This is a genomic window from Bowmanella denitrificans, from assembly GCF_002887595.1.
Lineage (GTDB): Bacteria > Pseudomonadota > Gammaproteobacteria > Enterobacterales > Alteromonadaceae > Bowmanella > Bowmanella denitrificans.
The window spans coordinates 452,662-477,733 of sequence record NZ_PEBU01000002.1 but is presented as its reverse complement, the minus strand read 5'-3'; the positions used below and the strand labels follow the sequence as shown (position 1 = coordinate 477,733).

General features: G+C 50.5%; 29 protein-coding genes. 5 read left to right on the top strand and 24 right to left on the bottom strand.

Annotated elements, in window-relative coordinates; all coding sequences use genetic code 11:
- Positions 1 to 3 precede the first annotated feature (3 nt).
- From CSR04_RS05680 to CSR04_RS05660, 5 genes are all read right to left on the bottom strand, one after another.
- Entirely contained in the window at positions 4 to 2,244 is a 2,241-nt protein-coding gene (locus CSR04_RS05680; protein ID WP_102795281.1) for a xanthine dehydrogenase family protein molybdopterin-binding subunit, read from the bottom strand.
- Entirely contained in the window at positions 2,241 to 2,702 is a 462-nt protein-coding gene (locus CSR04_RS05675; protein WP_102795280.1) for a (2Fe-2S)-binding protein, read from the bottom strand. Before CSR04_RS05675 ends, CSR04_RS05680 begins: the two co-directional genes overlap by 4 nt.
- Entirely contained in the window at positions 2,699 to 3,289 is a 591-nt protein-coding gene (locus CSR04_RS05670; protein WP_102795279.1) for a nucleotidyltransferase family protein, read from the bottom strand. The genes CSR04_RS05675 and CSR04_RS05670 overlap by 4 nt, the downstream gene beginning before the upstream one ends.
- On the bottom strand, positions 3,286 to 4,296 hold the full coding sequence (locus CSR04_RS05665; RefSeq protein WP_102795278.1) for an XdhC family protein: 1,011 nt from the start codon (positions 4,294 to 4,296) through the stop codon (positions 3,286 to 3,288). The genes CSR04_RS05670 and CSR04_RS05665 overlap by 4 nt, the downstream gene beginning before the upstream one ends.
- Positions 4,297 to 4,397: 101 nt before the next feature.
- Positions 4,398 to 4,931, bottom strand: coding sequence for an SRPBCC family protein (locus CSR04_RS05660; RefSeq protein WP_102795277.1), 534 nt, complete (start codon positions 4,929 to 4,931; stop codon positions 4,398 to 4,400).
- Positions 4,932 to 5,066: 135 nt separating this feature from the next.
- Here CSR04_RS05660 and CSR04_RS05655 point away from each other — a divergent pair, with 135 nt between their 5' ends.
- Positions 5,067 to 6,635 carry an amidohydrolase family protein gene (locus tag CSR04_RS05655; RefSeq protein ID WP_102795276.1) on the top strand — a complete coding sequence of 523 codons (1,569 nt, stop codon included), beginning with the start codon at positions 5,067 to 5,069 and terminating at the stop codon, positions 6,633 to 6,635.
- A 105-nt stretch (positions 6,636 to 6,740) separates the two neighbouring features.
- Positions 6,741 to 7,598, top strand: coding sequence for a hypothetical protein (locus tag CSR04_RS05650; protein ID WP_102795275.1), 858 nt, complete (start codon positions 6,741 to 6,743; stop codon positions 7,596 to 7,598).
- Between the two features lie 73 nt (positions 7,599 to 7,671).
- Here the strand turns inward: CSR04_RS05650 and CSR04_RS05645 are convergent, their stop codons facing one another.
- Together CSR04_RS05645 and CSR04_RS05640 are read right to left on the bottom strand one after the other, a co-directional pair.
- The gene (locus tag CSR04_RS05645; protein WP_102795274.1) at positions 7,672 to 7,968 is read right to left on the bottom strand and encodes a transcriptional regulator; all 297 of its coding nucleotides are present in this window, start codon (positions 7,966 to 7,968) and stop codon (positions 7,672 to 7,674) included.
- Positions 7,969 to 8,439: a hypothetical protein gene (locus tag CSR04_RS05640; RefSeq protein WP_102795273.1), complete on the bottom strand. Its 471-nt coding sequence runs from the start codon at positions 8,437 to 8,439 to the stop codon at positions 7,969 to 7,971.
- Between the two features lie 198 nt (positions 8,440 to 8,637).
- Between CSR04_RS05640 and CSR04_RS05635 the strand changes: the two genes are divergently transcribed.
- Entirely contained in the window at positions 8,638 to 8,940 is a 303-nt protein-coding gene (locus CSR04_RS05635; RefSeq protein WP_102795272.1) for a DUF2845 domain-containing protein, read from the top strand.
- A gap of 337 nt (positions 8,941 to 9,277) precedes the next feature.
- On the opposite strand, the gene CSR04_RS05630 is transcribed toward CSR04_RS05635, so the two are convergent.
- From CSR04_RS05630 to CSR04_RS05615, 4 genes are all read right to left on the bottom strand, one after another.
- On the bottom strand, positions 9,278 to 9,739 hold the full coding sequence (locus CSR04_RS05630) for a DUF6194 family protein (protein WP_102795271.1): 462 nt from the start codon (positions 9,737 to 9,739) through the stop codon (positions 9,278 to 9,280).
- Between the two features lie 353 nt (positions 9,740 to 10,092).
- Positions 10,093 to 12,606 carry an ABC transporter permease gene (locus tag CSR04_RS05625; RefSeq protein ID WP_102795270.1) on the bottom strand — a complete coding sequence of 838 codons (2,514 nt, stop codon included), beginning with the start codon at positions 12,604 to 12,606 and terminating at the stop codon, positions 10,093 to 10,095.
- 45 nt (positions 12,607 to 12,651) lie between these two features.
- Positions 12,652 to 13,353: an ABC transporter ATP-binding protein gene (locus CSR04_RS05620; protein ID WP_102795269.1), complete on the bottom strand. Its 702-nt coding sequence runs from the start codon at positions 13,351 to 13,353 to the stop codon at positions 12,652 to 12,654.
- 9 nt (positions 13,354 to 13,362) lie between these two features.
- The gene (locus tag CSR04_RS05615; RefSeq protein ID WP_102795268.1) at positions 13,363 to 14,619 is read right to left on the bottom strand and encodes an efflux RND transporter periplasmic adaptor subunit; all 1,257 of its coding nucleotides are present in this window, start codon (positions 14,617 to 14,619) and stop codon (positions 13,363 to 13,365) included.
- Positions 14,620 to 14,804: 185 nt separating this feature from the next.
- Here CSR04_RS05615 and CSR04_RS05610 point away from each other — a divergent pair, with 185 nt between their 5' ends.
- Together CSR04_RS05610 and CSR04_RS05605 are read left to right on the top strand one after the other, a co-directional pair.
- On the top strand, positions 14,805 to 15,500 hold the full coding sequence (locus CSR04_RS05610; protein WP_172449242.1) for a response regulator transcription factor: 696 nt from the start codon (positions 14,805 to 14,807) through the stop codon (positions 15,498 to 15,500).
- Between the two features lie 9 nt (positions 15,501 to 15,509).
- A complete protein-coding gene (locus tag CSR04_RS05605) occupies positions 15,510 to 17,255 on the top strand; it encodes a sensor histidine kinase (RefSeq protein WP_102795267.1) in 1,746 nt (581 codons plus the stop codon).
- Between the two features lie 41 nt (positions 17,256 to 17,296).
- Here CSR04_RS05605 and CSR04_RS05600 read toward each other — a convergent pair whose 3' ends face one another.
- The 13 genes from CSR04_RS05600 to CSR04_RS05535 form a co-directional block, all read right to left on the bottom strand.
- Positions 17,297 to 17,962: a phytanoyl-CoA dioxygenase family protein gene (locus CSR04_RS05600; RefSeq protein ID WP_245921389.1), complete on the bottom strand. Its 666-nt coding sequence runs from the start codon at positions 17,960 to 17,962 to the stop codon at positions 17,297 to 17,299.
- Positions 17,963 to 18,023: 61 nt separating this feature from the next.
- The gene (locus CSR04_RS05595; RefSeq protein ID WP_102795265.1) at positions 18,024 to 18,890 is read right to left on the bottom strand and encodes a PhzF family phenazine biosynthesis protein; all 867 of its coding nucleotides are present in this window, start codon (positions 18,888 to 18,890) and stop codon (positions 18,024 to 18,026) included.
- A 65-nt stretch (positions 18,891 to 18,955) separates the two neighbouring features.
- On the bottom strand, positions 18,956 to 19,225 hold the full coding sequence (locus CSR04_RS05590; protein WP_102795264.1) for a type II toxin-antitoxin system RelE family toxin: 270 nt from the start codon (positions 19,223 to 19,225) through the stop codon (positions 18,956 to 18,958).
- Positions 19,212 to 19,445, bottom strand: a complete 234-nt coding sequence (locus CSR04_RS05585) for a ribbon-helix-helix domain-containing protein (protein ID WP_102795263.1) — start codon at positions 19,443 to 19,445, stop codon at positions 19,212 to 19,214. Before CSR04_RS05585 ends, CSR04_RS05590 begins: the two co-directional genes overlap by 14 nt.
- Before the next feature lie 108 nt (positions 19,446 to 19,553).
- The gene (locus tag CSR04_RS05580) at positions 19,554 to 19,919 is read right to left on the bottom strand and encodes a GFA family protein (RefSeq protein ID WP_102795262.1); all 366 of its coding nucleotides are present in this window, start codon (positions 19,917 to 19,919) and stop codon (positions 19,554 to 19,556) included.
- Between the two features lie 65 nt (positions 19,920 to 19,984).
- The gene (locus CSR04_RS05575; RefSeq protein ID WP_102795261.1) at positions 19,985 to 20,833 is read right to left on the bottom strand and encodes a hypothetical protein; all 849 of its coding nucleotides are present in this window, start codon (positions 20,831 to 20,833) and stop codon (positions 19,985 to 19,987) included.
- A 550-nt stretch (positions 20,834 to 21,383) separates the two neighbouring features.
- Entirely contained in the window at positions 21,384 to 21,926 is a 543-nt protein-coding gene (locus tag CSR04_RS05565; RefSeq protein WP_216362511.1) for a PDDEXK-like family protein, read from the bottom strand.
- A gap of 222 nt (positions 21,927 to 22,148) precedes the next feature.
- A complete protein-coding gene (locus CSR04_RS25485; protein WP_425427682.1) occupies positions 22,149 to 22,349 on the bottom strand; it encodes a DinB family protein in 201 nt (66 codons plus the stop codon).
- Positions 22,350 to 22,413: 64 nt separating this feature from the next.
- On the bottom strand, positions 22,414 to 22,821 hold the full coding sequence (locus CSR04_RS05555) for a GNAT family N-acetyltransferase (protein ID WP_425427677.1): 408 nt from the start codon (positions 22,819 to 22,821) through the stop codon (positions 22,414 to 22,416).
- Positions 22,822 to 22,983: 162 nt separating this feature from the next.
- Entirely contained in the window at positions 22,984 to 23,421 is a 438-nt protein-coding gene (locus CSR04_RS05550) for an RDD family protein (RefSeq protein ID WP_102795259.1), read from the bottom strand.
- Between the two features lie 64 nt (positions 23,422 to 23,485).
- Positions 23,486 to 23,734 (bottom strand): hypothetical protein, encoded by a 249-nt coding sequence (locus CSR04_RS05545; protein ID WP_102795258.1) that lies wholly within the window; start codon positions 23,732 to 23,734, stop codon positions 23,486 to 23,488.
- Between the two features lie 108 nt (positions 23,735 to 23,842).
- A complete protein-coding gene (locus tag CSR04_RS05540) occupies positions 23,843 to 24,313 on the bottom strand; it encodes a GNAT family N-acetyltransferase (RefSeq protein WP_102795257.1) in 471 nt (156 codons plus the stop codon).
- A gap of 129 nt (positions 24,314 to 24,442) precedes the next feature.
- The gene (locus CSR04_RS05535) at positions 24,443 to 25,027 is read right to left on the bottom strand and encodes a YqaA family protein (protein ID WP_245921386.1); all 585 of its coding nucleotides are present in this window, start codon (positions 25,025 to 25,027) and stop codon (positions 24,443 to 24,445) included.
- Between the last annotated feature and the right edge of the window lie 45 nt (positions 25,028 to 25,072).

Genomic DNA, 25,072 nt, shown 5'->3' with positions numbered 1-25,072 from the left:
CATCTACACCTGCATATGCTTGCTTATAGGCAAGTCGCGAATGCGTTTGCCGCCTGCGCGAAATATAGCGTTGCACAGGCTGGCAGCCACCGGCGGTACACCGGGCTCACCCACCCCACCAGGCGCTTGGCTGGACTCGACAATATAACTGTGAATTTGCGGTGACTGATTAATGCGTAGCAGCGGGTAGTCATGGAAGTTAGACTGCACCACCGCACCGTCTTTTACGCTGATTTCCCCCATCATCGCCAGCGACAGACCAAAGATCATGGCCCCTTCCATTTGCGACCTGACCCTGTCGGGGTTCACCACGGTGCCAGCATCAATGGCGCTGTGCATTTCCAGTACCTGCACTTTATTTCCATCCACCCGGACTTTGGTGGCCACCGCCACATAGCTGACAAAACTGCGATGCACACTCAGTCCCCAGGCTTCATTTTTAGCCGTGGGTTTGTCGACCCCGGCTTTATCCGCCACCAGATTCAGTACCCCTTTAATGCGGGCCGTATCAATGGGGAAAACCGCTTTGGATTCGCCATAATTGCCGTATTTAAAGCCTTCAGGCTCAGGGTCGACCAGGCGATCACTGCCCAGCAGCTCCAGCCACAGTTCCCGTGGTCGGCGGTCTAGTTTATGCGCCAGTTCATCCACAAAAGAACCAATGGCGAAGCCATGCTGGATATTGCTGACCGAACGCACCCAACCGATACGCAAATGCGCTTCCGCCTTTTGGACCTCACAGGACAAATTATCCAGCGCAAAAGGCAAGTCACCAAAGCCCAAATCCAGCTCCGAGCCGGATGGCTCATCTGAGGTGCCATTAAAGGTCCAGCTGATACTGGGAAACGCGGTACGCTGTAACCAACTGACCACCCGGCCGGTGTCGTCCATGCCCGCCGCAAAATGCATCGCGGCGGCGGCGTGATAGTAGCCGTGACGAATTTCATCCTCACGGCTCCAACTGACCTTAACCGGCTTACCTGTCTGCTTAGCCAGAATAGCCGCTTCTACCGAGAAATCCGGTTTGGATTTACGGCCAAAGCCACCGCCCAGCAAGGTCACATTGACTTTGACTTTGTCAGGCTCAATGCCAAGCGCGCCCGCCACATTTTGCTGGGTGCTTTGTGGTGTCTGGGTACAAGCCCAGATTTCACAGGTGCCGTCTTTAAATACTGCCGTTGCTGCAGGCGGCTCCATCGGGGCATGAATCAGATAAGGTACGCTGTAGCCCGCTTCAAAAGTGTCCACCGCGTTCATCATACCGGCATAGGCATCACCGATACTGCGTATCACTTTACCTTGTTGTTTTACCCGGCCTTTCAGCACGTCCAGGTAGGCGTCCGAGTCGTGCTGGCTGTGGGTACTGTCGGTCCATTCAATACGCAGTTGCTTACGCCCCTGCATCGCTGCCCAGCTATTGGTCGCCAGTACGGCAACGCCGGGTAAAGGTTTAAACAGCACAGGTTCACTTTGCTCTGGCATCACAAAGGTGTCGACCACGCCTTTAACTTTCAATGCCGCGCTGTTGTCTACTGATTTGACATTGGCCCCCACCACCGGAGTACGCTCAATACTGGCGTATAACATGTCAGGCAGTTGCACGTCCTGACCAAATACCGTCTGGCCACTCAGAATGGCGGGCATATCCACAATCGGAACGTCTTTACCTATGTAGTTAAAGTCATCAGGGGACTTAAGCTTAAGCTGGTCTTTGGCCGGTGGGGTTAACCCGGCGGCCGCTTCTGCCAGCTCGCCAAAACGCAAACTGCGGCCCGACTTCTGGTGCCAGACCTGATGATCCCTGGCCTGTACTTCTTCCAGTGGGACCTGCCACTGATTGGCGGCAGCCTGTTCCAGCATCGCCCGGGCTGACGCCCCCATTTCGCGCATAATCTGGTAAAAACGTCTGACCGAGCGCGAGCCGTCGGTATTCTGGCTGCCGTATTCGGCATTGGCCAGCCCCTGCACCACCTGCACTTTTTGCCAGTCAGCCATCAGCTCATCGGCCACCACTTGTGGCAAGCCGGTGCGGATCCCCTGACCCATTTCACTGCGATGGCAAATGATATGCACCAGATCATCACTGCCGATACTAACAAACAAATTCAGTTCACTAACGGCATCCCCGGCCTTGGCCCAGGCCGGTCTGAATCCGGGCAGCAATCCACCCAGCACCAGGCCGGTGGCACCCATGCCGGTTATTTTTAAAAACTGTCTGCGGCTGACGTTGGCTATCTGGCTCATGATTTGCCCCCTAGCTTAGCGGCCGTTTTAATCGCGGCCTTAATCCGCGGATAAGTACCACAGCGGCAGATATTGCCCTGCATCTGCTCATCAATGGTGTTGTCATCAGGATTAGGGTGTTTAGCCAGAAGGGCCGCTGCGCTCATCATCTGCCCGGACTGACAATAGCCGCACTGCGGCACATTATGCTCTTTCCAGGCCTGCTGCACCGGATGAGATGCATCCACCGCCAGGCCTTCAATGGTGGTCACTTTTTTGCCCTGCACTAACGACATGGGCAAGGTACAGGCTCTTACCGCCTGGCCGTCAAGATGCACGGTACAGGCGCCACATAAGGCCATCCCACAACCGTACTTAGTGCCGGTCATGCCCAGCATATCCCGCAATGCCCATAACAGCGGCATGTCGCCCTCGGCATCCACTGACACGACCTTGCCGTTTAAGGTGAAATTCATCATGGTCTTTTTCCCCTGGCTTGTTGCCATTGTTTTAATTCATCTTGGGTATCAATATCTGTTGCAGCCTGCACCATTGGCAGGGTTTTGAGTCGGGACGGTTCTGCCAATAGCAGTGCTTTTGCCCCCTTGTCACCGTTAAGTTTTGCCAGCGCAGCAAAATCAATGCTTGGAAATATCGCTGGCACACCAGGTCCTTGAGCATACTCTGCGGCAATACGACAATCTTTGTACTGTTTGGCCCGTTTTAATAACGCCGCCAGTTGCAAGGCGCTAATATCGGGCTGATCAGCCAGCCCCACCAACACATGGCTGATATCTGAATGCAGCCACTTTATGGCACTGGCCAGACTGCTGCCCATGCCCTGTTGCCAATCCGGATTCACCACCATATCCACCCAATCAGGCATGATGGGTTCAATTTTGTCTGCATAAGCACCCAGCACCACCACGGTCTGTGCCAGACCAAGGTCTTGATAAGCAGACAAGCAATGCAATAGCATCGGCCGCCCATCAAGGGCAGCAAGCTGTTTAATACCGCCATAGCGACTGGCGTTGCCAGCCGCTAAGATCACGCCCGCCACTTTCATTGAGCCAGTTCACCACTGATGGACAGACCATCTTTGCCTTCCAGCACCGCATGGATCTCTGCCAGCGTGGCCAGCGCAATGGACTCTGGCAGTTCACCGCCAAGGCGTAGTCCTATAGGGCTGAATAGCGGAGCAACAATGTCTCGCTGACTTAAGCCGGCAACTTTCAATACCCGCTCGGTGCGATGTGCAGGTCCGAGGATGCCCAGATACTTCAGAGGCAAATTCCGACACACAGACAGCGCCTGGGCGTCCAGCTCCACATGATGAGCCATTAACACCACGGCATCCAGACTATCCAGCCAGGGCTGTTGATCAAGCTGGCTAATGGGTTCACGTATACAGTTGGCCGCAGGAAACCACTCAGCCCTGGCATTGGCTGGACGCGGGTCCACCAAACTGATACGCCAGCCCAGTTCATTGGCCATCGCCACCAGCGGTTTGGCGTCCAGGCCACCACCGAATACACCAATATGCGGAGCGGGTTTTATATACTGGGTAAAGATCCGCCCCTGGGGTAGATCAAACTGGCCGCAGCAAGCCTTGTCATCTAACCATTGGGGGCGCGCTGTGAGCAATTGATTATCGGGCCGCCCATCGTCCAAAGACTGTGAATAATACCCGCCGCGCTGCTGGTTCAGTTCATCCAGCAAGGCATCCAGGTGCAAGTACTGATTTTGTGCATCAATGGGCTGAAGCAGTATGCGCACCATACCGCCACAGCCGATGCCCAGTTGCCAGGCCCAGTCGTCCTCGTCCCGCTGGTCATATTGAATAATCCGACTATGGCCGCTGTCCCAGCAGCGCCTGGCCTGACGCAGAATATCCGCTTCCAGGCAACCGCCGCTGAGCAGACCACGATACTGGCCCAGACTGTTGATTAGCATCATGGCACCGGCTTTACGATAGCTGGAGCCCGCGGTTTCAATAATGGTGGCCAGCACCCATTGCATTTGGTCTTTTTGTGCCTGCCAATGGGCCAGCATTCGACTTAACTGATTCGACATAGATGTTAACTCGCTGTAACTTCCGCTAGTGCATCAGTCATAGTGCAACGAATCAACCGGCACGGGACCAAATTCTATTTTCATAAGACCAACGGACCCCACTAACGGCTGTTCTCAACCAGGGTCTTAAGGTTGGCCAGGCCCATTTCAAAATCCGGCCCGACCATGGAGTCCATCATCACCGCAAAATAATGATTGATGGGATTGCTGCCCACATCACCATAATCCACCCATTGCACACGGGTTTTGCCTTCTTCGTCGGTCAAAATAATTTCACCGGTGCTACCCATTTCAAATTCGGGGAAATACAGGCTGTACACCAGGCGCTTGTCCGGATCGGCGGCGATAATCTCCATCACACCGCTGCCTTCCTGTGCACTTATCCACTCTGAACGCATTCCCACCTCAGCTGTAGGGCCATCGTAATGGACTTGCATGGCGGGATCGCGCTTAAACCACACGCCCCAGTCCTGCCACTTTTGTAAGTCCGCCACCTGGGGGTAAATTTTTTCAGCGGGGGCGTCAATGGTAATAGAGCGCTCCACCCTGAACTCAGAGGGCAACATAAAGCCCACCGCAAAAAACAGTACAACCAGCAACACCAACCCAAGAGCAATTTTTTTTATGATTCCCATGTTGTTCTCCCTAAATTCCAACGCCACAAAGTATTTTTATAACATATGCTTAACTTTTCACAGGGCTTTTACTGCAGGCTGCTGACCTTTTTGCCCGGGCAACTGCGCGCCACGAAAATAAGTAAAGGAAAAATAATGAAAATACGCCAATTCCAAGCATTGCTGTTAGGCACCTTGTTGAGTTTGCATACCTGGGCCAAACCCGGTGCCAGTGCCCCCGAGCGGGCCGCAGATGAAGGCCAAGGCCCGTACTCCCGCTTGATTTTGCGCGGTGTTACTCTGATCAATGGCGAAGGCGCGCCAGCCCGTGGTCCGGTTGACATTGTTATCGAAAAAAATCGCATCGCCGGCATCTACAATGTCGGCAATCCCGGTGTGCCGATTCTGGCCGAAGGGCGTCCCAAAGCACAGCCAGGTGACCAGCAACTAGCTCTTGAAGGCCATTACGTGTTGCCCGGTTTTATTGATTTGCACGGCCATATTGGTGGCTCGGCTGACAATATTCCAGCCGAGTACGTATTTAAGCTATGGCTGGCTCATGGCATTACCACTGTGCGCGAACCCGGCAGCTTTAACGGCGTGGACTGGGTACTGGACCATGTCAGGCGCAGCGACAAGAACCAGGTGGTTGCGCCCCGAATCATCCCTTATTTTGGTTTTGGTCTGGGCAGTGAATCCCCCATTTATACCGCCGAGCAGGCACGGGACTGGGTAAAATGGGCGGCAAAACACGGTGCCAAAGGCATTAAGTTCTTTGGTGCGGCGCCAAAAATCATGCAGGCCGCATTGCAAGAAGCCAAAAAACAAGGGCTTGGCAGCGCCATGCACCATGCCCAGCTCAACGTAATGAGCATGAATGTACTGGACTCCGCCCGACTGGGTCTGACCACCATGGAACACTGGTATGGTTTACCCGAAGCACTGTTTGAAGGACAGCGAATTCAGAACTACCCGGCCAACTACAATTACAATAATGAGCAGCATCGTTTTGCCGAAGCCGGTCGCTTATGGCAACAGGCCGCCAAACCCGGCAGCGAAAAATGGCGTCAGGTGCGCGACGAATTACTTGCACTGGATTTTACCCTCAACCCCACCCTGACCATCTACGAAGCCAGCCGCGACCTGATGCGCGAACAGCAGGCTATCTGGCATCAGGATTACACGCTGCCGACCCTGTGGGAATTTTTTCAGCCCAATCGCTATGCCCATGGCAGTTATTGGTTTGACTGGACCACAGACGATGAAATTGCCTGGAAACAAAACTACCAGCTGTGGATGGCGTTTTTAAACGACTATAAAAACCAGGGCGGCCGGGTGACTACCGGCTCAGACTCAGGCTACATCTATAAAATCTACGGTTTTGGTTATATCCGCGAGTTGGAACTGTTGCGCGAAGCCGGTTTTAACGCCCTGGAAGTGATTCAAGCCGCCACCTTAAATGGTGCACAGGCACTGGGGTTGGAAGACGAGATAGGCTCCGTCAGCGTTGGTAAACTGGCCGATTTGGTGATTGTAGAGGAAAACCCACTGGCCAACTTTAAAGTATTGTATGGCACCGGCCATTTTAAGCTGGACGACAATAATCGTCCCACCCGTGTCGGTGGGGTAAAATACAGCATTAAAGACGGCATTGTGTATGACGCCAAAGCCTTGCTGGCTGATGTACGTGAAATGGTCGTTGCTGCCAAAGCGGCGCAGCAATAGTATGACAGCATGATAAACTGCGGGCGGTTTTTGCCGATGGTCAGGCGAGTACAGAAGGCAACAACACATAGCATCTGGTTGTTCCTAAGTGGCTGGCTACTGTGCTTGGTACTTTTCCCAGCCCAAGCACAGCCGCCACAAAAGATCATCTGGGCTAACTTTGACTTTCCGCCTTTATATATCCTTAAAGGCGAGCTTCAGGGCCAGGGTTACACCGACAAATTAATTGATTACCAGGAATCCGCACTGCCGACCTATCAGCATCAGCGAGTGGTGTTTCCCAACTATTTAAGAATGGAGCGCGAAGCGGCCAATGGTGTCCCTATCTGCGATGCGGCAGCATTCTATCAACCACCAGAGCTGCGCGAAGATACACCGTGGCTGCTAAGTGCCCCGCATACGGTGTTTTTTATGCACAGTCTGGTGGTTGCCAAACATAGCAAATATGCCTTTGCCGAACAGGAGTCCCTGGCGGAACTGTTGCAACAGCCACAACTGAAACTCGGTATTCAGGCCGGCCGGCCGCTGGGGCAAAAGCTCGATCAGTTATTGCAAGAGCATCATAAAAACAGCGCATTCAGAGGAAAAAACGGTCAACCGGTGAACTTCATTGAACGCTCAGCCGAGAATTTTAATGGCCTGTACAGCATGTTGCAGCGAGGCAACCTGGACTATCTGATTGACTATTACCCGCAAATGGCCTTCGCCACAAAAACCCTGGGCTTAGCGCACGACAGTTTCCGTATGCTGTCATTATCTGAAACCGCCGGACAATATGGCCTGGCGGCCATTCGCTGCCAGCAAGCGATGCAGAAAGTCATAGCCGATATCAATCACTTGTTAATAAGAGACCGGCCCAAGCCCTTTTTTCAGACGCTGACCAAACGCTGGGGCGTACGTAACCCCTACCCGGAACTAGCCGATGATATATATCAGAACGAGGTGCTGAAGATAATGGATTAAAGACCCACGCCTTAGCGACTGCCGTTTGCTTAACCGCCTATAGCCACTAAGGCAGCTTTGCTGCCAACAAAGCTTAATCAGCTTGCCCCGCCGTATTGATAATGGCTTCTAACGCCTGCACATGGTGTTCAAATGCTTGTTGGCCCTGACGGGTTAAGGCAATCCAGGTGCGGGGGCGGCCATTGTGATTGCGCTTTCTCAACTGAATATACTGCGCATTCTCCAGCGCTTTAAGGTGCTTGGACAGCACCGAGTCAGTCACCCCCAGTTGTTCGCGAATCAGCCTGAAATCCAGCTCTGCGCTGGTCGCCAGCATGGCACAAATCTGTAGCCTGTTGGGTGCATGAATAACAAGATCCAGCTCAGCCATTTAAACGCCCTTAATCCCGACTTCTCCTGTTGGGAATCGTCTTTGTAGCCAGAAAAACAACACAGCCGCAGCAGTGGCGCATAGATAAGGCCCAAACTCCATACCCAGTTCGGTGCGCAAAAAGCGGCTGCCAAAGCCCAGCGTGGCAAAACCAACACCGGTGTAAATATGGATTTTTTCAGACTGATAAAAGCGCGGAAAAAATCGAATTCGGATCCCTTGTAACCGATAAGTATAGGCGTACAGGGCCGATGACAAGCCAAAGCCTAACGCGCCAACCCAGATGGCCAGCGCCCAGTTATTTTCATGTTCCGTCATACCATAGCCAAAGAGTATCGCCCCCAGGCTTAGACTCATAACCAGTCTTATCCACACTGACGGCACAAAACCTTCCAGCAGAGCCTGTTGACTGCTGCGCATTGTATCCAACGCCCCTTTCGCGCTGGCCGTAGACGTATTTCGTTGTTTCATTTCTCATCCTTACTTTCCACCATGGAAAGTAAGTTTAGACAGTAACTTTCCAATATGGCAAGTTATTATTTTCCACAATGGAAAGTTAATAGGATTATCAGAAATGTCATCAGCACATAGATAAGGCCAATGATATTCGTGGCCTATTGGCATAAGCTGTTACTGGTGGATGGCAACTGGACTCATTAGGGAAATGCAATGGAACGTAAATCTAATTCGAAAGCACTGGCGCTGGTATGCTTCTTACTATCCGGTACTCCAGCAAAAGCAGATAGTTTTAGATGCAATCAAAAGTTAGTTATGGAGGGTGACACTACCCTGGAAGTGAAACAAAAGTGTGGGGGGCCCGATGAAGAAGAAACCGTTGGATATGTAAAGATTGATGACGCCTACATTAATGTTGTGCGGTATATGTATGACCCGGGTGAAGGTAGGTTTTTAAAAATCCTGGAATTTCACAACGGCGTACTTAACAAAATTATTACCGGTCCCCGCAGTTAATCGATATCGGTATAAAAAGACTGGGAAACCTTATAATCCTTACTGGGAATAAAGGCTTTGATATCGGTCACATCCATGGTCATATCCTTATAAACGCAGGCCATCTACGCAGTTCTTGGCCAAAATGGTTCGTTCTTAGTCGATGCGATGCTGCATAGCTATACTGAAGGCCATCGCCAGAAAGCGATGACCAGCCCTTTGTATTAAATCTCTACCTTGTCTTAAAACAGAACCCTGTCTGGCAAATTAATCTCGATCTGACGTTTTCAAACCTCAGGCCACGTTCAACAACATGAGCCATGACAGACACAGGTATGAAAGCTATGCAAGCGCAACGTTATACTGCCGTATCAGCGCCAGCCCGGTGTAATGAATAGTCTAAAAGTGATTTCACCATGGCAACCGAGCCAGGCCGAGGGCTAATCACCGATGCCCATCCATATTCCCCATACACTGGGTGAGGAAACAATACATCGCTGGCGGAGAAATCAAATTTACTGCGATTTGCGCTGAACTCTTTGGGAGTGAAGCCAAAGAGTTCAGCAAATTTTTCCCTGCCAACATCCATATTAAGGCGAAAGATATCCGGACGATCAAGATTTGATTCGTAGTCAAATCCTTCGTAGTCACTGGTCACTATGGTGATAAAAGGCATTTTGCCTAGTTCGCCATTCTTGCGCTTTAAAAAGACAAAGGTGTCTCCCCATGCTGCTTCAGGCGAGCCGTCTTGTAGACTTGCCACCTGAATATACACAGATTGATTAGCACTTAAGTAATTGCGAATGTCGTCTTGAGTCATAGTGACACCTCTTTGTTTGGTCTGGCGTTAGCGTGGGATGAAAAGTGGCTGACCGGCGATTGTTGCTGGTATTGCTTTGCAGTACACCTGGAGAGATTTTTGAGGAAGGGCCTCGATTCTACCGCCGTTTTTTATCAGGTAAGCAGGCGATTGTGCCGCCTGAGCATTGTCATGACAAGGCCAACAATTGGAACAATATTGATCTAAATGTAACAACTGACTCTGATGCCTGCCTTAACCGGCAATCTGATACGTTGTGTTAGCACAGTTTCCGCCTCCTACTGGTAACAATGGCAAGGCCACTGCCACCAGTATGGGATATACCTATAAACCAACAATCCTCGCTAAAAAGCTCACACCTGATGCAGCGCCGCAGCCGGTTCATCTTGCAATAGCTTGCGGGTTGGCAAATAGGTGGCAAGCAGTACCAGCATGGCAATAAATGCCGGGATCCCCAATAAACCCATCAGGTAACTGTTGCCCAGTAACACAATGGACTGAGTAATCTGGCCGACCAGCCAAAGCGATATCAGCAGCCCTGCGCTAACACCCAGCAGTAATTGCCCTGCAGCTTGCTTTAAAAACAGCGCGACAATTTGACCGTTGCGTGCTCCTAACGCCCGGCGCGTAGCAATCTCTTGGCTTTGCAGCATAATGGTATTGGCCGACACCGCATAAATCCCGGAACCGGCCAGCACCAGGGCCACCAATCCCGCTAACAGGAAGATGCGGTTCACTGCATCCACCAGTTTCATGGGTTGTTTAACCAGATTGTCGTAACTTTGCACATTGTGCGGCGTTACATCTGCATCGATACGATTAATCGCTTGTCGCAGCGCCGCTTCAGCCTGTCCCTGCGGGCCTGAATAATGAATGATTATGGTCATCAGCCAGGGACGCAGGTCCATCAACCCATAGCCGGTATGCCGGGCACTGGTGGCCTGCATAGTCGGGCCGTGTACGGTATCTGACACCACCCCGATAATAGTGCGCCACTCACTGTGCCAATCCTCTGTCACCGTGCGCACCTGCTGGCCGATGGCATCGCCGTCAGGAAACAAATCTCTGGCGATGGCGGCATTAATCACCACCGGCGGCGTCTGTTCACCCGCTTCAACCCGCTCGATGGCCGCATCATCAAGAGTAAAACTGCGCCCGTCAATCAGGGTGATGCCCACTGTATGCCAGGCATCTCTGCTAACGGTTTCAAAATTCCACTGCGGATTTTCGTTATATACCTGTGCGGCGCGGCCCCGGATCTCAAAGTGAGAAACCCCGCCGCCGGTACCCGGTGGGCTGGTGAAATACGCCACACTGTGAATATGCGGCAAGGCTTCCAGCTCGTCTTTCAGCCGATAGTAAAAGTGATTGCGCTTTAGCTTGCTTTCTAAATCACCTGCCTGCCAGGGATAGGTGCCCGACGGCAGTACAATATCTGCGGTGATGCGCTTGTCGGTGGTGACGCCATAATCTGCCTGCTGCGATGCATAACTGGTACTGAGCAACATGGTAGCCACGCTTAATACCACACAGGACAGACTGATTTCAGCCACCACCAGGGCTTTGTTGGTCCACTGGGCTCTTTTACTCAGCGCTCCGCGGGTACCATCCCTAAGCAGCGCATTAACATCACTGCTCAGGGCACGTAAGGCAGGGATTAAACCGGTGACAATGACCATTACCACCAGCATAGCCAGCAGCAGCAAAATCGCCTCAAGGTCGAGCTGCACATACCACCAGAAAGGCCGTTGCTGAGTTACCGCAAAAATCTCTTCAAACACCAGGTTGGTCAGATGCACGCCGCCGCCCGCCAGGGCAAGTGCCACAAGCCCGCCCAAGGCGCATATCAAGGTGCTTTCCAGCAGCATTTGCACAATCAGGCGCTTTCTTGGCACGCCCAGAGAAATACGGATGGCCACTTCCTTGATACGTTCATTTACCCGTACCAGCAACAAATTACCCACATTGATGCCGGTTAACAGCAGGATCAACAGCACCACCATCAGCATGGCCATAAACACCGCATAATGCTGCGCAACGCTGTCGTGACTCAGCTTAAAAGGAAAGGCCCGGATATGCCCGCCGGGTGATGCGGCCCGCCAGGCTAACTCTGCAGGTAAGGCCTGAAAGTGACGCTGCAGTATGTGTTTTAATTCCTGCTGAAATTGCGCTAAAGATACCTCAGGCTTAAGGCGTGCAACCGCATACAAACTGTCGGCATACGCCGTGGAAGGCTCGCTAGGCGATAACCCTGTAAGGGGAATGGGCTGCCAAATCTGGGCCGTGACAGGGAACGCAAAGCCCGCCGGCATCACCCCAATAATAGTGCGGGACTGACCATCAATACGCACAGCTTTGCCTATGATCTGCGGATCAGCAGCAAAATGCTTCTGCCACAGTGCATGGCTAATCACGCTGACCGGCGGTGCGCCCTGGTCCTGATCCTGCGGACCAAAGCCACGCCCCAGCACAGGCTGAACGCCCAATACTTCAAACAGATTCCATTGGCTGTGGGCAGCACTGAGCATCTTGGCATTGCCCAGTTCCCCTACCCCAGCAATAGTCTGAACACCCGGCCTGTACAGGCTCATGCCCTGCAACAGTCGCGAATCGGCACTTATCTGATTAAGGTGATAAATATCGGCGCGTTGCCCACGCCCTTGGCTGGTTTGAAACTCCCCCTCAATGGCCACCAGCGGGGTATCACCGTTAAGGGTCATGGGCTTAAAAATCAGCTGATTAAGTAGCAAGAAGGTGTAAATGGTCAGCCCCAAGCCCACCGCCACAATCAACATGGCGGTCACACTGAATAAGGGCTTGCTAAGCAGCAGCCGGGCTGCATATTTGATTTCAATGGCGTAAGACATATGCGTTCCTTAATATCAGGCAGTCATGCCGCAAAGCGGGGTAACCTACCTATCGGCAACGATCTGCCCGTCAAACACTTCCACGATACGTTTGGTACGGGCCGCCGAAGCGCTGTCGTGGGTCACCATGCAGATGGTGGTACCGCCCCGGTTTAACTGCTCCAGCAGCGCCATAACGGCTTCGGCATTTTTAGAGTCCAGATTACCGGTCGGCTCATCGGCCAGAATAATGGCCGGGTTGCCGGCAATGGCACGGGCCACCGCCACACGCTGCTGCTGACCACCAGAAAGCTGGGCAGGGTAATGCTGTTGCCTATGGGCCATATCCACCTGTGCAAGGGCAGAGAGCGTCATACTGTGCCGCTCGGCTTTGCTTAAATTCCCCCGGTAGGTCAGTGGCAGTTCAATATTTTCCGCTACGGTTAAATTGCTGATCAGGTTAAAAGACTGAAACACAAAGCCGATTTCCTTGTTTCTGATCCTGGCCCTTTCATCAGTATCAATGCTGGAAGCGTCGTGACCGGCCAGCCGATATTGGCCACTGCTTGGCGCATCCAGTAAGCCTAGTAACGACAGCAGAGTGGATTTACCACAGCCCGAAGGGCCGGTAATGGCAACAAATTCGCCTGGATAAATGCGCAGTCCGATGTGATTCAGTGCATGGGTTTGTACCTTATCGGTAGCAAACACCTTGCTCAGCCCCTGTAGTTCGATAATGGCGTTTTTATGGTTATTTGTTGGTTGCATAGTGGCTTCCTAGTTAATGCCGATCTGTTGATGCTGCGCCCAGCCAGAGGCATCCGACACAATAATGCTGTCCCCTTCGTTTAAGCCCGCTTGCACCTGAATAAACTGGCTGGACATATGGCCAAAGGTCACCGGTTGTTGGTTAGCGTTTTGGCCCTGTGGGTCGAGCCGATAGACGGTGGATTGGCTGAAACTGCTGGCGTACATGGGGCGGCGTACAAATAAGGTGTCGGGTATGGTGGCAATGTTTATTTCACCGTCTACGGTCAGTTCCGGGCGCACTTCTTTGGGTAGCTCGCCCGATAACTCAACATCAATCTGCACTGAGCTATTGACCACTGCCGGGTCGATACGCAGTACCTTGCCCTGAATTTGGCTGGTGCGGGTATCCAGGGTGACGGGCTGGCCGATAAGCACATCTTTGATTTGTTTTTCCGGGATCCTGAGCTGGGCAATAAACAGATCGCTTCTGGCCAGCAGCGCCAGATTACTGCCTGCGCTGACCTGCTGGCCCAGCTCCAGCGGCATATCCTGCACTATGCTGTCCATACTGGCTTTAACCCGTAAGCCGTCTACCTGTTCCTGAATACGTTGCACCACCTTGCGCATTCTGCTCAGCCTGGCTTCGTTGGCCAGCATATGCGCCTGCAGGTTTTCCTGACGCTTTTGCAGCCGTTTCTGTTCCAACTCCCACTGTTGCTTGTATTGCGCCACATTGATCCTGACTTCTTCGTAGTCAATTTTAGAAATGGCCACAATCCCCTGCCCTAACAGCGCTTCCTGCGCTTCCAGAGTTAAGCGAGCACGCTGGTGATTCAGGCTTTCATTAACGACGGCAATTTCCTGATCGAGCAAGTCCGACTCCAGCGACACTCTGCGCGCCAGAGTTTCAGCCTCAAGCGCCTGCAGCTCCCACTGCGCTTCCAGCAATTGCTGTTGCAGTTGTGGGTTAGCCAGTTCCATCAATACGTCACCTTGCTGCACCTTAGCGCCGGCTCTCTTTACTATCCGCTCCACCCGTGCCGGCACATCGGTGGTGATCCAACGAATATCTTTGGGTACCAGCACGCCGTTACCCCGCACCCTTACATGCAAATCACCGCGCTGCACGGTATCAATCAACAGGCTGTTCCGATCGGCAAGGTAGGCGGCGCTGTCGGTATTAAACAGCAGCAGCGCAGCTGCCACCAATGCCGATAAGGCCACCAGACTTAAGGTGGTTTTGCGACTCATACGCCGGGCTTTTTTTGACTGAACAATATCCATACACAACCTGATAAATGCGCAGACTTGCTGCGGGTGAATATGGCGATACTGTAAAAGTGGCTGGCGGCTGCAAACAGACAGGCAAGGTAAAAATGCCAGGGGTAAAACTTTACAAAAGTTTGCATTTCCCTGGCTGAGGTTGTTGGTATAGTGCCACGTCTGGTTTAGTGGCCTGAAGGAAGCCTGTGAGTATTAAGCCAAAACTACTGATAGTGGAAGATGAACCCGGTATTTTGCGTGGTTTAACCGATTTGTTTGTGTTTCATGGCTATGAGGTGGAAAGCGAAAGTGACGGCCAGCAAGGCCTGAATCGCGCCCTTGAAGGCCAGTTTGCCTGTATTATTCTGGACGTGATGCTGCCTTCTGTCAGTGGTTTTGATATCTGCAGCACGCTTAGGCAACGCTCCCGCACCCAGCCCATCTTGATGCTGACCGCCAAAAACAGCGAACTGGATATTATCAACGGTTTAACCCTGGGCGCAGATGATTACCTGGGCAAACCCTTTTCCACTTCAGAACTGGTGTTGCGGGTTAATGCACTAGTGCGTCGCGCTGGCTGGATTGGCACCGATCTGAGTATCATCCTAAGTAGTCAGGTAACGATTTGCAGCAAAACCCTGACCGGCATCTCCTATCAACAAGAGGTAAAATACACCCGCCGCGAGGTACAGATACTGAGCTACCTGCACAGGCAAAACCAGCCGGTCTCCCGCGAGGAACTGCTAAGAGAAGTCTGGGGGTATAAAACCACCGATGAGGTAGACACCCGCACCGTGGATATTCATATTGCCAAGATACGTAAGAAGATTGAGCGCGATCCTAAATCACCTCAGCATTTAACCACGCATCGTGGTGAAGGCTACCAGCTGTATTGTCAGTAAAAGTACATTATGCTGTTTTCCACCAAGCCGCTGCTGAATTACCAGCAAAGACTGCACCGTTTACGTATGGTGGCCATGCTCGGCCTCTTGGCCCTGCTGATTCCCGTGGGTATTTTACTGGCCTTGGCGTATCAGCAGCTAGATCGTCAGCATTTGGCTGATTATCAGCGCGACGCCACGGAGTTGATGCAATCCATTAACCGCAAATTGTTTAAAAAGCTCACCTTAACCAACACTCTGGACAAAGGCGCCTTTGACTATTATCAGCAGGTTTATAACCCGCTGACCAACTCGCCCCAGCAGTTGTTGTCGCCCCTTGCACAGTTGCAAAGCCTGCAGGACAGCCCAGGCCTGGTAGGCTATTTTCAACTGGATCAGCAGGGCCGCTTCAACAGCCCTATCTGGCCCTACAGGCTGCCCCAAGCGCCTGAACCGTCAGACAACACGCAACTATCCGCAGAACTTATCACCCGCAAAAACATCGCCAGCCATATCTTTGACATTCTTAGCGCCTCAGACAGCTTCAGCACGCTGGAGCGGGCACATCAAAACAACGAGAGTGGGTTATTTACTCTTAGCCTGCACAGCCCGGACTATTTTATTTTTTCCCGCCGCGTGGATATAGCCGGGCAAAAGCGTATTCAGGGTTACCTGGTCAAACGCCAAGCCTATCTGCAACAGGCATTTAGCGACATTCTGGAGCTGAAATCATTTAGAAGCTCAGTGTTGATTGAGATAACTGACACCCAGCAGCCTGACAACGCCCTGCATCTTTTGTATGAAAAATTAGCCAATGGTCAGTCACAGGTCAGCTACCCGGGCGCGGCGAACCCGCGCTTTATACAGCAACCCATCTTAACCAGCAGATTGCATTATCCCTATCAGGATTATTCGGTGTCGCTGAGTACCGCCAATCTGCCCCTTACCACTAATATGCTGTATAGCGGCATCTTAATGCTTGGCCTGGTGGCGGCTATTTTTATGGCCTGTTACGGCTTTTATCGTTTAGGTATTAAGCAATTGGCGCTTGCCGGCCAGCAACTGAATTTTGTCTCATCGGTCAGCCATGAGCTTAAAACCCCACTCACTTCCATTCGTATGTATTCGGAGATGCTTAAAGACGGCATGATCACAGAAAAAGCCCACAGGCAGGATTACTACGGTTTTATTTTTGCAGAAAGTGAGCGCCTTACCCGCCTAATCAACAATATCTTGCAGTTAAGCCAAATCAGCCATCAGCAGCAATTTGTGCGCCCGGCGTATACCAAGCTGGCCCGACTGGAAGAAATGATTGATAACAAAGTGGCGGCCATGCTGGAAAAAAGTCAGTTCAGGCTAAACAGCAAGATTGAGCTTGCAGATAGCGCCGGTACTTGCGTGTTTATCGACCCCGACGCCTTTGTGCAAATTCTGTTTAACCTTACCGACAATGCGATTAAGTTCTTTGATAAAGCCTGCATCGCCAATCCACAAAGACAGCAGCTTGATTTTATCTTCAAGCCCCATGCCAAACACAGCCAGATGATTGAGCTGGAGATCCGCGACTATGGCCAGGGCATTAGCAACGAGCAGCAAAAGCACATATTTGAACTGTTTTATCGTGGTGGCGATGAGCTGACCCGCACCACCAACGGCACCGGTATTGGCTTAGCTCTGGTAAAAGAGCTGGTACTGGCACAGGGCGGCGATATTCGGGTGGTTAGAAAAGATCCTGGCTTAGCGGTATTGATTGGCTTTCAGGCCAGGTTTAGCTGACAGTAATGGGCGTTATTTGCCAGCACCTGCAACCTGCAACGTTACGCCCAAACCAAACCTTGGGGCAGTTGAAAGCAGCTGTACTCAATATGAACAACGCGACGGTGCTTTGGCTCTGTGCCTTTATTTGAAGAATGCAGTAAATATGGTCGCATCACCAGTAAATCCCCGGATTTAGCTAAGCAGATATGTTCTTGCGATTCCCTTACAATGCGTTCTTGTTGTTCTTTGCTCAGAATCCCCAACTGGTGGCTTTTAGGTATCACTTTTAAGCAGCCATTAGTCTCATCTGCATCATCTAGGTGAATGCGGAAAGTCACCATCTCCTCCAAGACTTTTAATTCAGGTTGAACATGATGAATACCTTCCTTCAACGTCCAGGGACCCCAGCCTTCCACCTCTTTTCTATCGCTAACTGAAACGGTCTTATCTTGATGCCAGCTAACAAGCCAGTTTTTATCCGGGGTTTTATCAAAAACGATAACCCGAACAACTTCTGGTTTACCAGGCAAGTAGCGACTGGCCTTTTCCAAAAGCAAATTTGATTTAACAAGATTGTTTACCGAGACAAGCTTTTTCTCTGCATTACGAATTCCGTGTTTTGCAAGCGCGGAACCTAACGCTTCAATTTCAGCTAGAATCTCATTGATATAGTCTCTGCGTAGAAAGTCAGTATGAATCTCAAATCCATCTTCCTTTAAGCTCAAACTTCTCTCCATCTTCATTGCATGTCAGGTGTTAAATAGGTGGCAATAATAGCTACTACAATTATAAAGATACTGATTGCTGCCCTATCTCGCGGGCAAAGCCGCCAACGCTGACTTTTGCTATACCCTGCTCGTTTGACTCTACTGAGGCAGTAATGCTAGATACACAGCCCATGGCCCTGCCCTGTTCAAAGGTAAAAGCCTTGCCAAGCTTATCGCCCAAATGCTTGGTTAAATAACAGGCCAAAGCACCATTGGCGCTGCCGGTAGCCGACTCTTCGGGAATACCAAATAACGGTGCAAAATTCCGGCAACTGGCGGTCAGCCCGCTGCCCTTATCGCAAAGCTCAAAGGCATGAATACCAACAAGGTTATGCTGTTTACAATAGTCACTGAGTAGCGCGTTGTTTACCTGGATCTTATCCAAATACCCATAAGGCACAGGCACAATAATATCCGGTAAGCCGGTTGAAATAATCTCAACAGGTAGTCCGGTCAAGGCCAGCACTGCGGCATCCAGGCCAATCATTGCGGCGATGGGCTGGAAGTCGATCAGGCCAAGGTAATCAGGTAACTTTTGCTCCATCACAACCTGGCCATCAGCTGTCACCGTTACGCCCAATAAACCGGCTTTGGTTCGCTGTATATAGCGCCCTTCACTAATCAGGCCTTGTTGATAGAGCGTTGAAAAAGTCGCTAACGTGGCATGGCCACAAAAATCCACTTCATCGGTAACGGTAAAAAAGGACAGGGCAAAATCCACTTCCTCATCCTGGCAGACAAAGGCGGTTTCGGAAAACCCCACAGCCTGGGCGATTTTCAGTTTATCCTGGTCAGATAAATTATCGGCGTTAAGTACCACCCCGGCCGGGTTACCGCCGCGGTCATTAGCGGTAAAGGCATTGACTAAAAAGGCGTTAACTTCCATTTAGATCTCTTACTTCCTACTACAAATGGGTAAACAAACAGGTGACTGGATTATGCTGTTGAATTCTACCTTGTGCTACCCCGATAAACGTCTGACCGATGCCCAACTTTTATCACCTGAACAATCAGTTCATTGTCTCTAATTGCATAGATGATTCTGTACAGCCCCTGCCGTACCCGATACAAATCGTGACCACTTAACTTGATAGCACCGTCCTGACGAGGGTCGTCAGCAAGGCTATCAATCCTGGCAAGTATTTTTTTGACATCAGATTTTGAAATTGTCTTAAAGTCCTTAATAACGGACTTCTTAAAGCTGATTCTATATTTTTCCATCAGCTTCTAAGCTGCTTAGTAATGCTTCGTACGATATTTCTGGCTCATTCACCCTTTGTCTGACCGCCGCCAGATCTGCCTGATCTTCACGCATCAGCAATCTGACGGCCTCATCAACCAATTCCGATATCGAGGTTTCGGATGATGCTGCCCGAAGTTTAAGCGCCTTATGAATAGAAGGTTCAAAATAAATCGTTGAACGCTTGGATAACGTGCTCATAAACCACCTCTAAATTAACGCTATAGCATTGTAGCACCATAAGGTTGTAACAACGAGGTTCCGGGCAACTGGCTATAACAGGTCCTCCGCGCCATTCCCTCGTAACCTTTATGCTTCCACCAGTGATTGCGCTGCACCATTACTGGCGCCGACTTCAAAAGATGCCAGGTCTATCCCTTCAATACAGGCCAGGTTATAGCCGTATTCGGTGGGCACGCTGCGGCGCTGATGATGGGTATAGATGCCGCACAGACTGCAAAAATAGTGTTTGGCGATTTTGGTATTCCATTGATACAGGCTTAACTTATCCTCGCCGCGGGTAACACGCAGACGATCCAAGGTCACCCCCGCCATAATCGCGCCTTTTTTACTGCAAATAGAGCAGTTACAACGACGGATATTCTGATGCCCGTCAATCAAATCCACCTCAAACTCCACGGCCTGGCAGTGGCAGGTACCTTTTACTGTTTGCATATACTTCTCTTTGTCCTTTATTACGGCTAAGGATTTAGTGCTGAGTCCCGGTTTGGGCTAAACCGTTAGTCTTTGGGCCTAAGCGTTTCAATAATTTTTGCATCTACCCAATAGGGGCTGCCCACCACATAGCGGCTACCATCGTCGCGGGTCTTCACATCGCCCTTCCAGAAAAACAGATATTTGCCATCAGGCGTGACTTTGGGGCGCTGTTCATACAATGAGGTGTTGATGGTATCCCCCATATTAATCGCCTCGCCCCAGGAGCCATCTTGCTGGCGAAAGCTGATATAGATATCCGGGGTGCTTTCGCCCTCCATCTCGGCATCCCACATTAAATAGGATTCATCCGGGGCAACAAAGGGATGGGCAATATATTTTCCCTGGTTTACCGCCGCGCTCATTTTAACCGGCGTTTCATATTTGCCATCAATCAGCCTCGAATAGCTTAAATGCCCGCTACCATCCTTAAAGTCCAATACATAAAAATACTGGGTTGCGTTAGCTGCGGTGGTGTAACCAATAACCGGAATGTCCTGAAAAGGTTCAAGACTTTTAAGCGCTGCTACACTGGGGCTAAAGCGCTGCTTATACTGTCGAATATCTTCAGAGGCAATCTGCTTCTCGCGCCATTGATTATCCTGGTATTGCATTACAATCCATTTGGACTCTTTATAGTCCCCACCGGAGCGGGTAAACGACAGCTCGCTCATATCGGGTAGAAACAGCACTTCGGTTTCCAGATAGTCTTCGGTAGCGACTATACCGGGGGCAAATAGTTGTGGGGTTAGGCCTGGGGGTGTTTGGCCTAAATAGAGGGCTTTAGAGACTGGGCTTATATCTTTGGCTTGACTAATGGCGGATATAAGAACTGTGGATAAGAGTAGTGTTGTTTGAATACTGACCTTTTTCACAAATTATCCTTTTTTTGAAAAAAATGATTTAGCTTTTCCTAAATGACAAGTCACCAAGTATCTTGCAAATTTTGTATAAAATACATAACTTCCCTGTTTTTATTACACGCCGTCCATTGCGCGCCAGTCCCATTTCCAACAAGCATCCTGTCTGTTGCCCTGCGGGCCAGCTAAAGCTGTTCATCCAGGCTAATTAGATCGAACGATAGTATTACCACGAAGGACACGAAGGGCGATAAAAACCGTCCACTCTTAGTGTGCTTCGTGTCCTTCGTGGTAGAAATAAAATTGCTTGAGAAAAAACGGATTAGTTTTTGAAATCAGATACGCAACAATAGACATCTGATTCCTAACGAGGCCATCCCAGACGCGTCTTCCAGTCAATTTTCTACCAGCAAATTGCCCACCTTTTAGCAGCGCCCTGAACCGACCGGGAATTTTAAGCGGGGTCAAAGCGGCTGGGCCGCTTAGGGGTGGGATTTTGCGGTTGTATGGTTGATACTGTGTGCTGTCTAACAACTTACGTTTAATTTGGTCCTGATCTGCGTATCTAATCATCATTTTTCCCTGTAGACACTGATGCATGAATCGAGAACTTAGGGCCCGGTATACTAAAATTCACTTCAGAAACGATCATCTGTTTAAACTCACCTGTTACGTTAGCAGCTTCAATAACTTTCTTGAGTGCAGTCATTTTAAGACTTGTGACCTTAAACTGACTTAGCTTTTCTTCGTAATGATTCTTTGAAAGATTAAGTTGATAGCTACCTTTCTTTATATTCCATTTTTTTATTTCGTTGGGAAAGAACAAATATAAAAGCGGTTCATTTTTGGGCTCACCAATATATAAGAACACTATGAAAGCATCCGATATGTATGAAGTTGGTATTGAGATATTTGTACTATCACTAGCTTTAAAAGAACGCCCCTTACACTGAATTCTGCAGAATTTTAGGCCGTCGTTCATTTCCGAAAATACTAACAAGTCAGTTCCCAAATGATCAAATTTTGGCTTCGCCACTAATAATCCTGCATTTGCCAACCTGCTACTAATATAACTTTCTGCTTCATTTTCCAATTGAGAAGTATCCATGTTCATCCTGATGCTTAACAATATTATTAGATGACGAAGAGTCGTGTTTGAACAAGGCGGCTGCCCTTACTCCTGCACAACCATTTTGTAGCACGCTTCTAACCCCTTGCCTAGCAAGAGTTTTCTCTATTGCACTAACTTTTTGTTGGTGAAAGGTGGATTGGTTGTGCACTATTGATGTTAAGCGGAGGCACTGGCTAATTCAGCATCTGTTTACTGCCATCAGCCAACTGATACCTCCCGTCTATCCGGCTCAACTTGGTGCAAATAACGGGTAAAAGTATCACCGGGGCGATCCAGGCCGTTACTGGCTAGCACCCTGGATGCCATACCGCGATGATTGCTGCCGTGAGTTAATAAATGTAGCAGGATTTCTTCCACCGATAAGCGGCCGCGGCTGCCGTCAACAAAGTCAAAGGCAATAGCGAATCTCCATTTTTGGCTTTCAAGCCCGCTTAGACTATAGCCAGTTGCGGGCGCTTGGCACCTAAGCCCTGGGTATAAACTTTTTAGTCATGCCCTGACTGTTGGGGGCCACCAGCCGGTAGCCGAGTTTTTGATAAAACTCCGGTTTATCGGCAATCATCGAGACATAAGAGCCGGCCAGCGCTGCCTTTGCCAGATAGCGGTCTATATAGGTCATTACCTGTTTGCCCAGCCCCTGCCCCTGGTAATGCGGATCCACCGCAATATCCACCACTTCAAAATTGCAGGCGCCATCCCCTACCACCCGGCCCATGGCGATCAACTGCTGGTGGTCATAAATACACACCGCATATAAGGAATTGGGCAGCCCAATCAGGGCGGCTTGCAGGGACTTGGCGGATAAACCGGCGACAATGCGCAAATCACAATATTGCTGCGCGTTGGGCGGCTGTTCTTTAATCGTTAGCATAATGTTGTGTGACTCCTGTTCAGATTGGCAGAACATACACAAAAACACTGTACAAATAAACAGTTAAAGAACGGAGCCTGTCAGAATTATCTTCTATATCGCTTTACCGCTTTTGCCCGTTGCCCATATTAACTGTATGGCTGCTAACATAAAGCGGCAGTATCATTCGGGCTTGTTGGTATAAATCACCAGCGTACCGGCCAGTTTGTCATGCCAGCCTTGTTTTTTGGCATCTATGCCCACCCAAATCAGGCCCAGCCCCAGTGGGATAGTGGAAACGTAATAGCCCAGGTAGCGAATAATACACTGCGACTTAGACGGCTTTTGCAGGGTGTTGGCGTCGACAATCCGGGCATTTAGCAGCATTTTACCGGGGGTGGCCTGGCGATAAACCCAGAACAGGAGAATGGCCAGAATAGGCAGCACCCAGGACAACAGGAAGTTGACCGATTGTGCCAGCATAGTCTGGCCACCTTGTAGCAAGGCCTGCCAGCCGAATAAATACACCAGAATCGGCCAGGTAATGGCCATAATAATCACGCTATCTACCAGGGCGGCCAGTAAGCGCGCCCAAAAACCCACATAATGCAGTTCTGACATAAACTACCTTAACTATTTGTGAAAAATGACACGCCTGAGTTGTCCAGGTTTGGCGCCTTGCTATTCATGTACAGGCCCGTTTCGGCTTTTCTGATGACAGCAGCCCAATTAAACCGCGTAAGGTGGCAGTAAACAGCCCGTTGGCAAGATCATTATCGTTGATGCCCTCGTCCGATTCATGACGCTTATCTTTGGCACTTTCTACTGTGCCTTCTGCCACATCACAGGCAAATTGCCTGGCATTATTAGTGGTGCAACCGCCTAATACCAATACCAGTAATAATGCAGCTGTTGTGATGAATTTCCTTTGCATAGCTGTCTCCATTTTTAATTTTATGGGGTGACGGTTATCTATATTGCGCCAAGACCTGTTGAATAAAATCCCCTTTTGCCTGGGTATAGGCTTCTCTGCCATCCAGAGTTATTCCAGCGATTTATACATGGAAAAGTTCACCAGTATCTGACCATGGCGCTCAACCTGATTTTCACTGGATTGTACAAAGCCCTGTTTGGCAAAAAAGGGCCTGGCCAGATAAGACGCTTCCACATATAACTGTGCAATACCCTGCGCCCTTGCCTGCTTTTCAAGATGTGTATACAGCGCCCCGGCAATCCCGCGGCGTTGATAATCTTTGTGGGTGTAAGTCCAGTCAATATGGCCGTCAGCTTCCAGGGTAATAAAGCCAACCGGGGTTTGCTTAAACAGCGCCACAAAAGGCGGTTTGGCAGTTAAACGGGCTTGCCAGGCTGGGTAGTCCCTGGGTAGCGGCGCCCAGGCATTGACCTGCTCCTGGCTGTAATACTGTAGCGCCGGACCATGCACTGCATCATAAAAAATATCTGTTAATGCCTTGGCATCCTCTGCTGTAAAGCCGCGAATCTTCAGCTCCATTTCACTTCCTTTAATCTTACTTCACCACAGAGACACAGAGCGCACGGAGCGTTTATAACTAGGGCAAGTGGCTCTACGCTTTTAACTTCTCTGTGTACTTCGTGCCTCTGTGGTTTTTCTGCTATTTCTTCACGAGCCGAAGTACTGCCAGCCCACAACTAATAGTGCCAGCGCCAGCAATGACGCGCCCACCGTACGGGCATGGCGCTGCCATAAGCGGCTGGCCCGTTCGCCAAACAGCAATACCAGTACCGCCAGCCCATAATACCGAATGCCACGCGACAGCATGGACGCCAGTATAAACATACTCAGCGAATAGCCGGTGACTCCGGCGGCCAACATTGCCACCTGAAAAGGCACCGGCGTGACCCCCACCATAAACACCGCTAAAAAGCCGTCGTCCTGCAAGGTTTGTTTAAAGGCTTCAAATTCCTCTGCCGCGCCAAGCTGGGCAATAAACCAGTGGCCCACCGAGTCAAACAGCAATTGCCCTACCCCATAGCCAATCAGTGCTCCGGCCATGCAACCCGCCAGGGCCACCGTGGCCAGCAACCAGATCCGCTCGCGCTCCAGCAGCATATAAGGGATCAGAATCAGCTCCAGGGGGATGGGAATAATAATGGCTTCCAGCATGGACAGAAAAAACAGTAGCACCAATGCGTGGTTAGACTGGCGCAACCTGTCCAGCCACAAATCAACCTTAGACGATGTCACCTGTCACTCCTGAACATGAAAACCTTTCCTGCGGCTGCATATTTG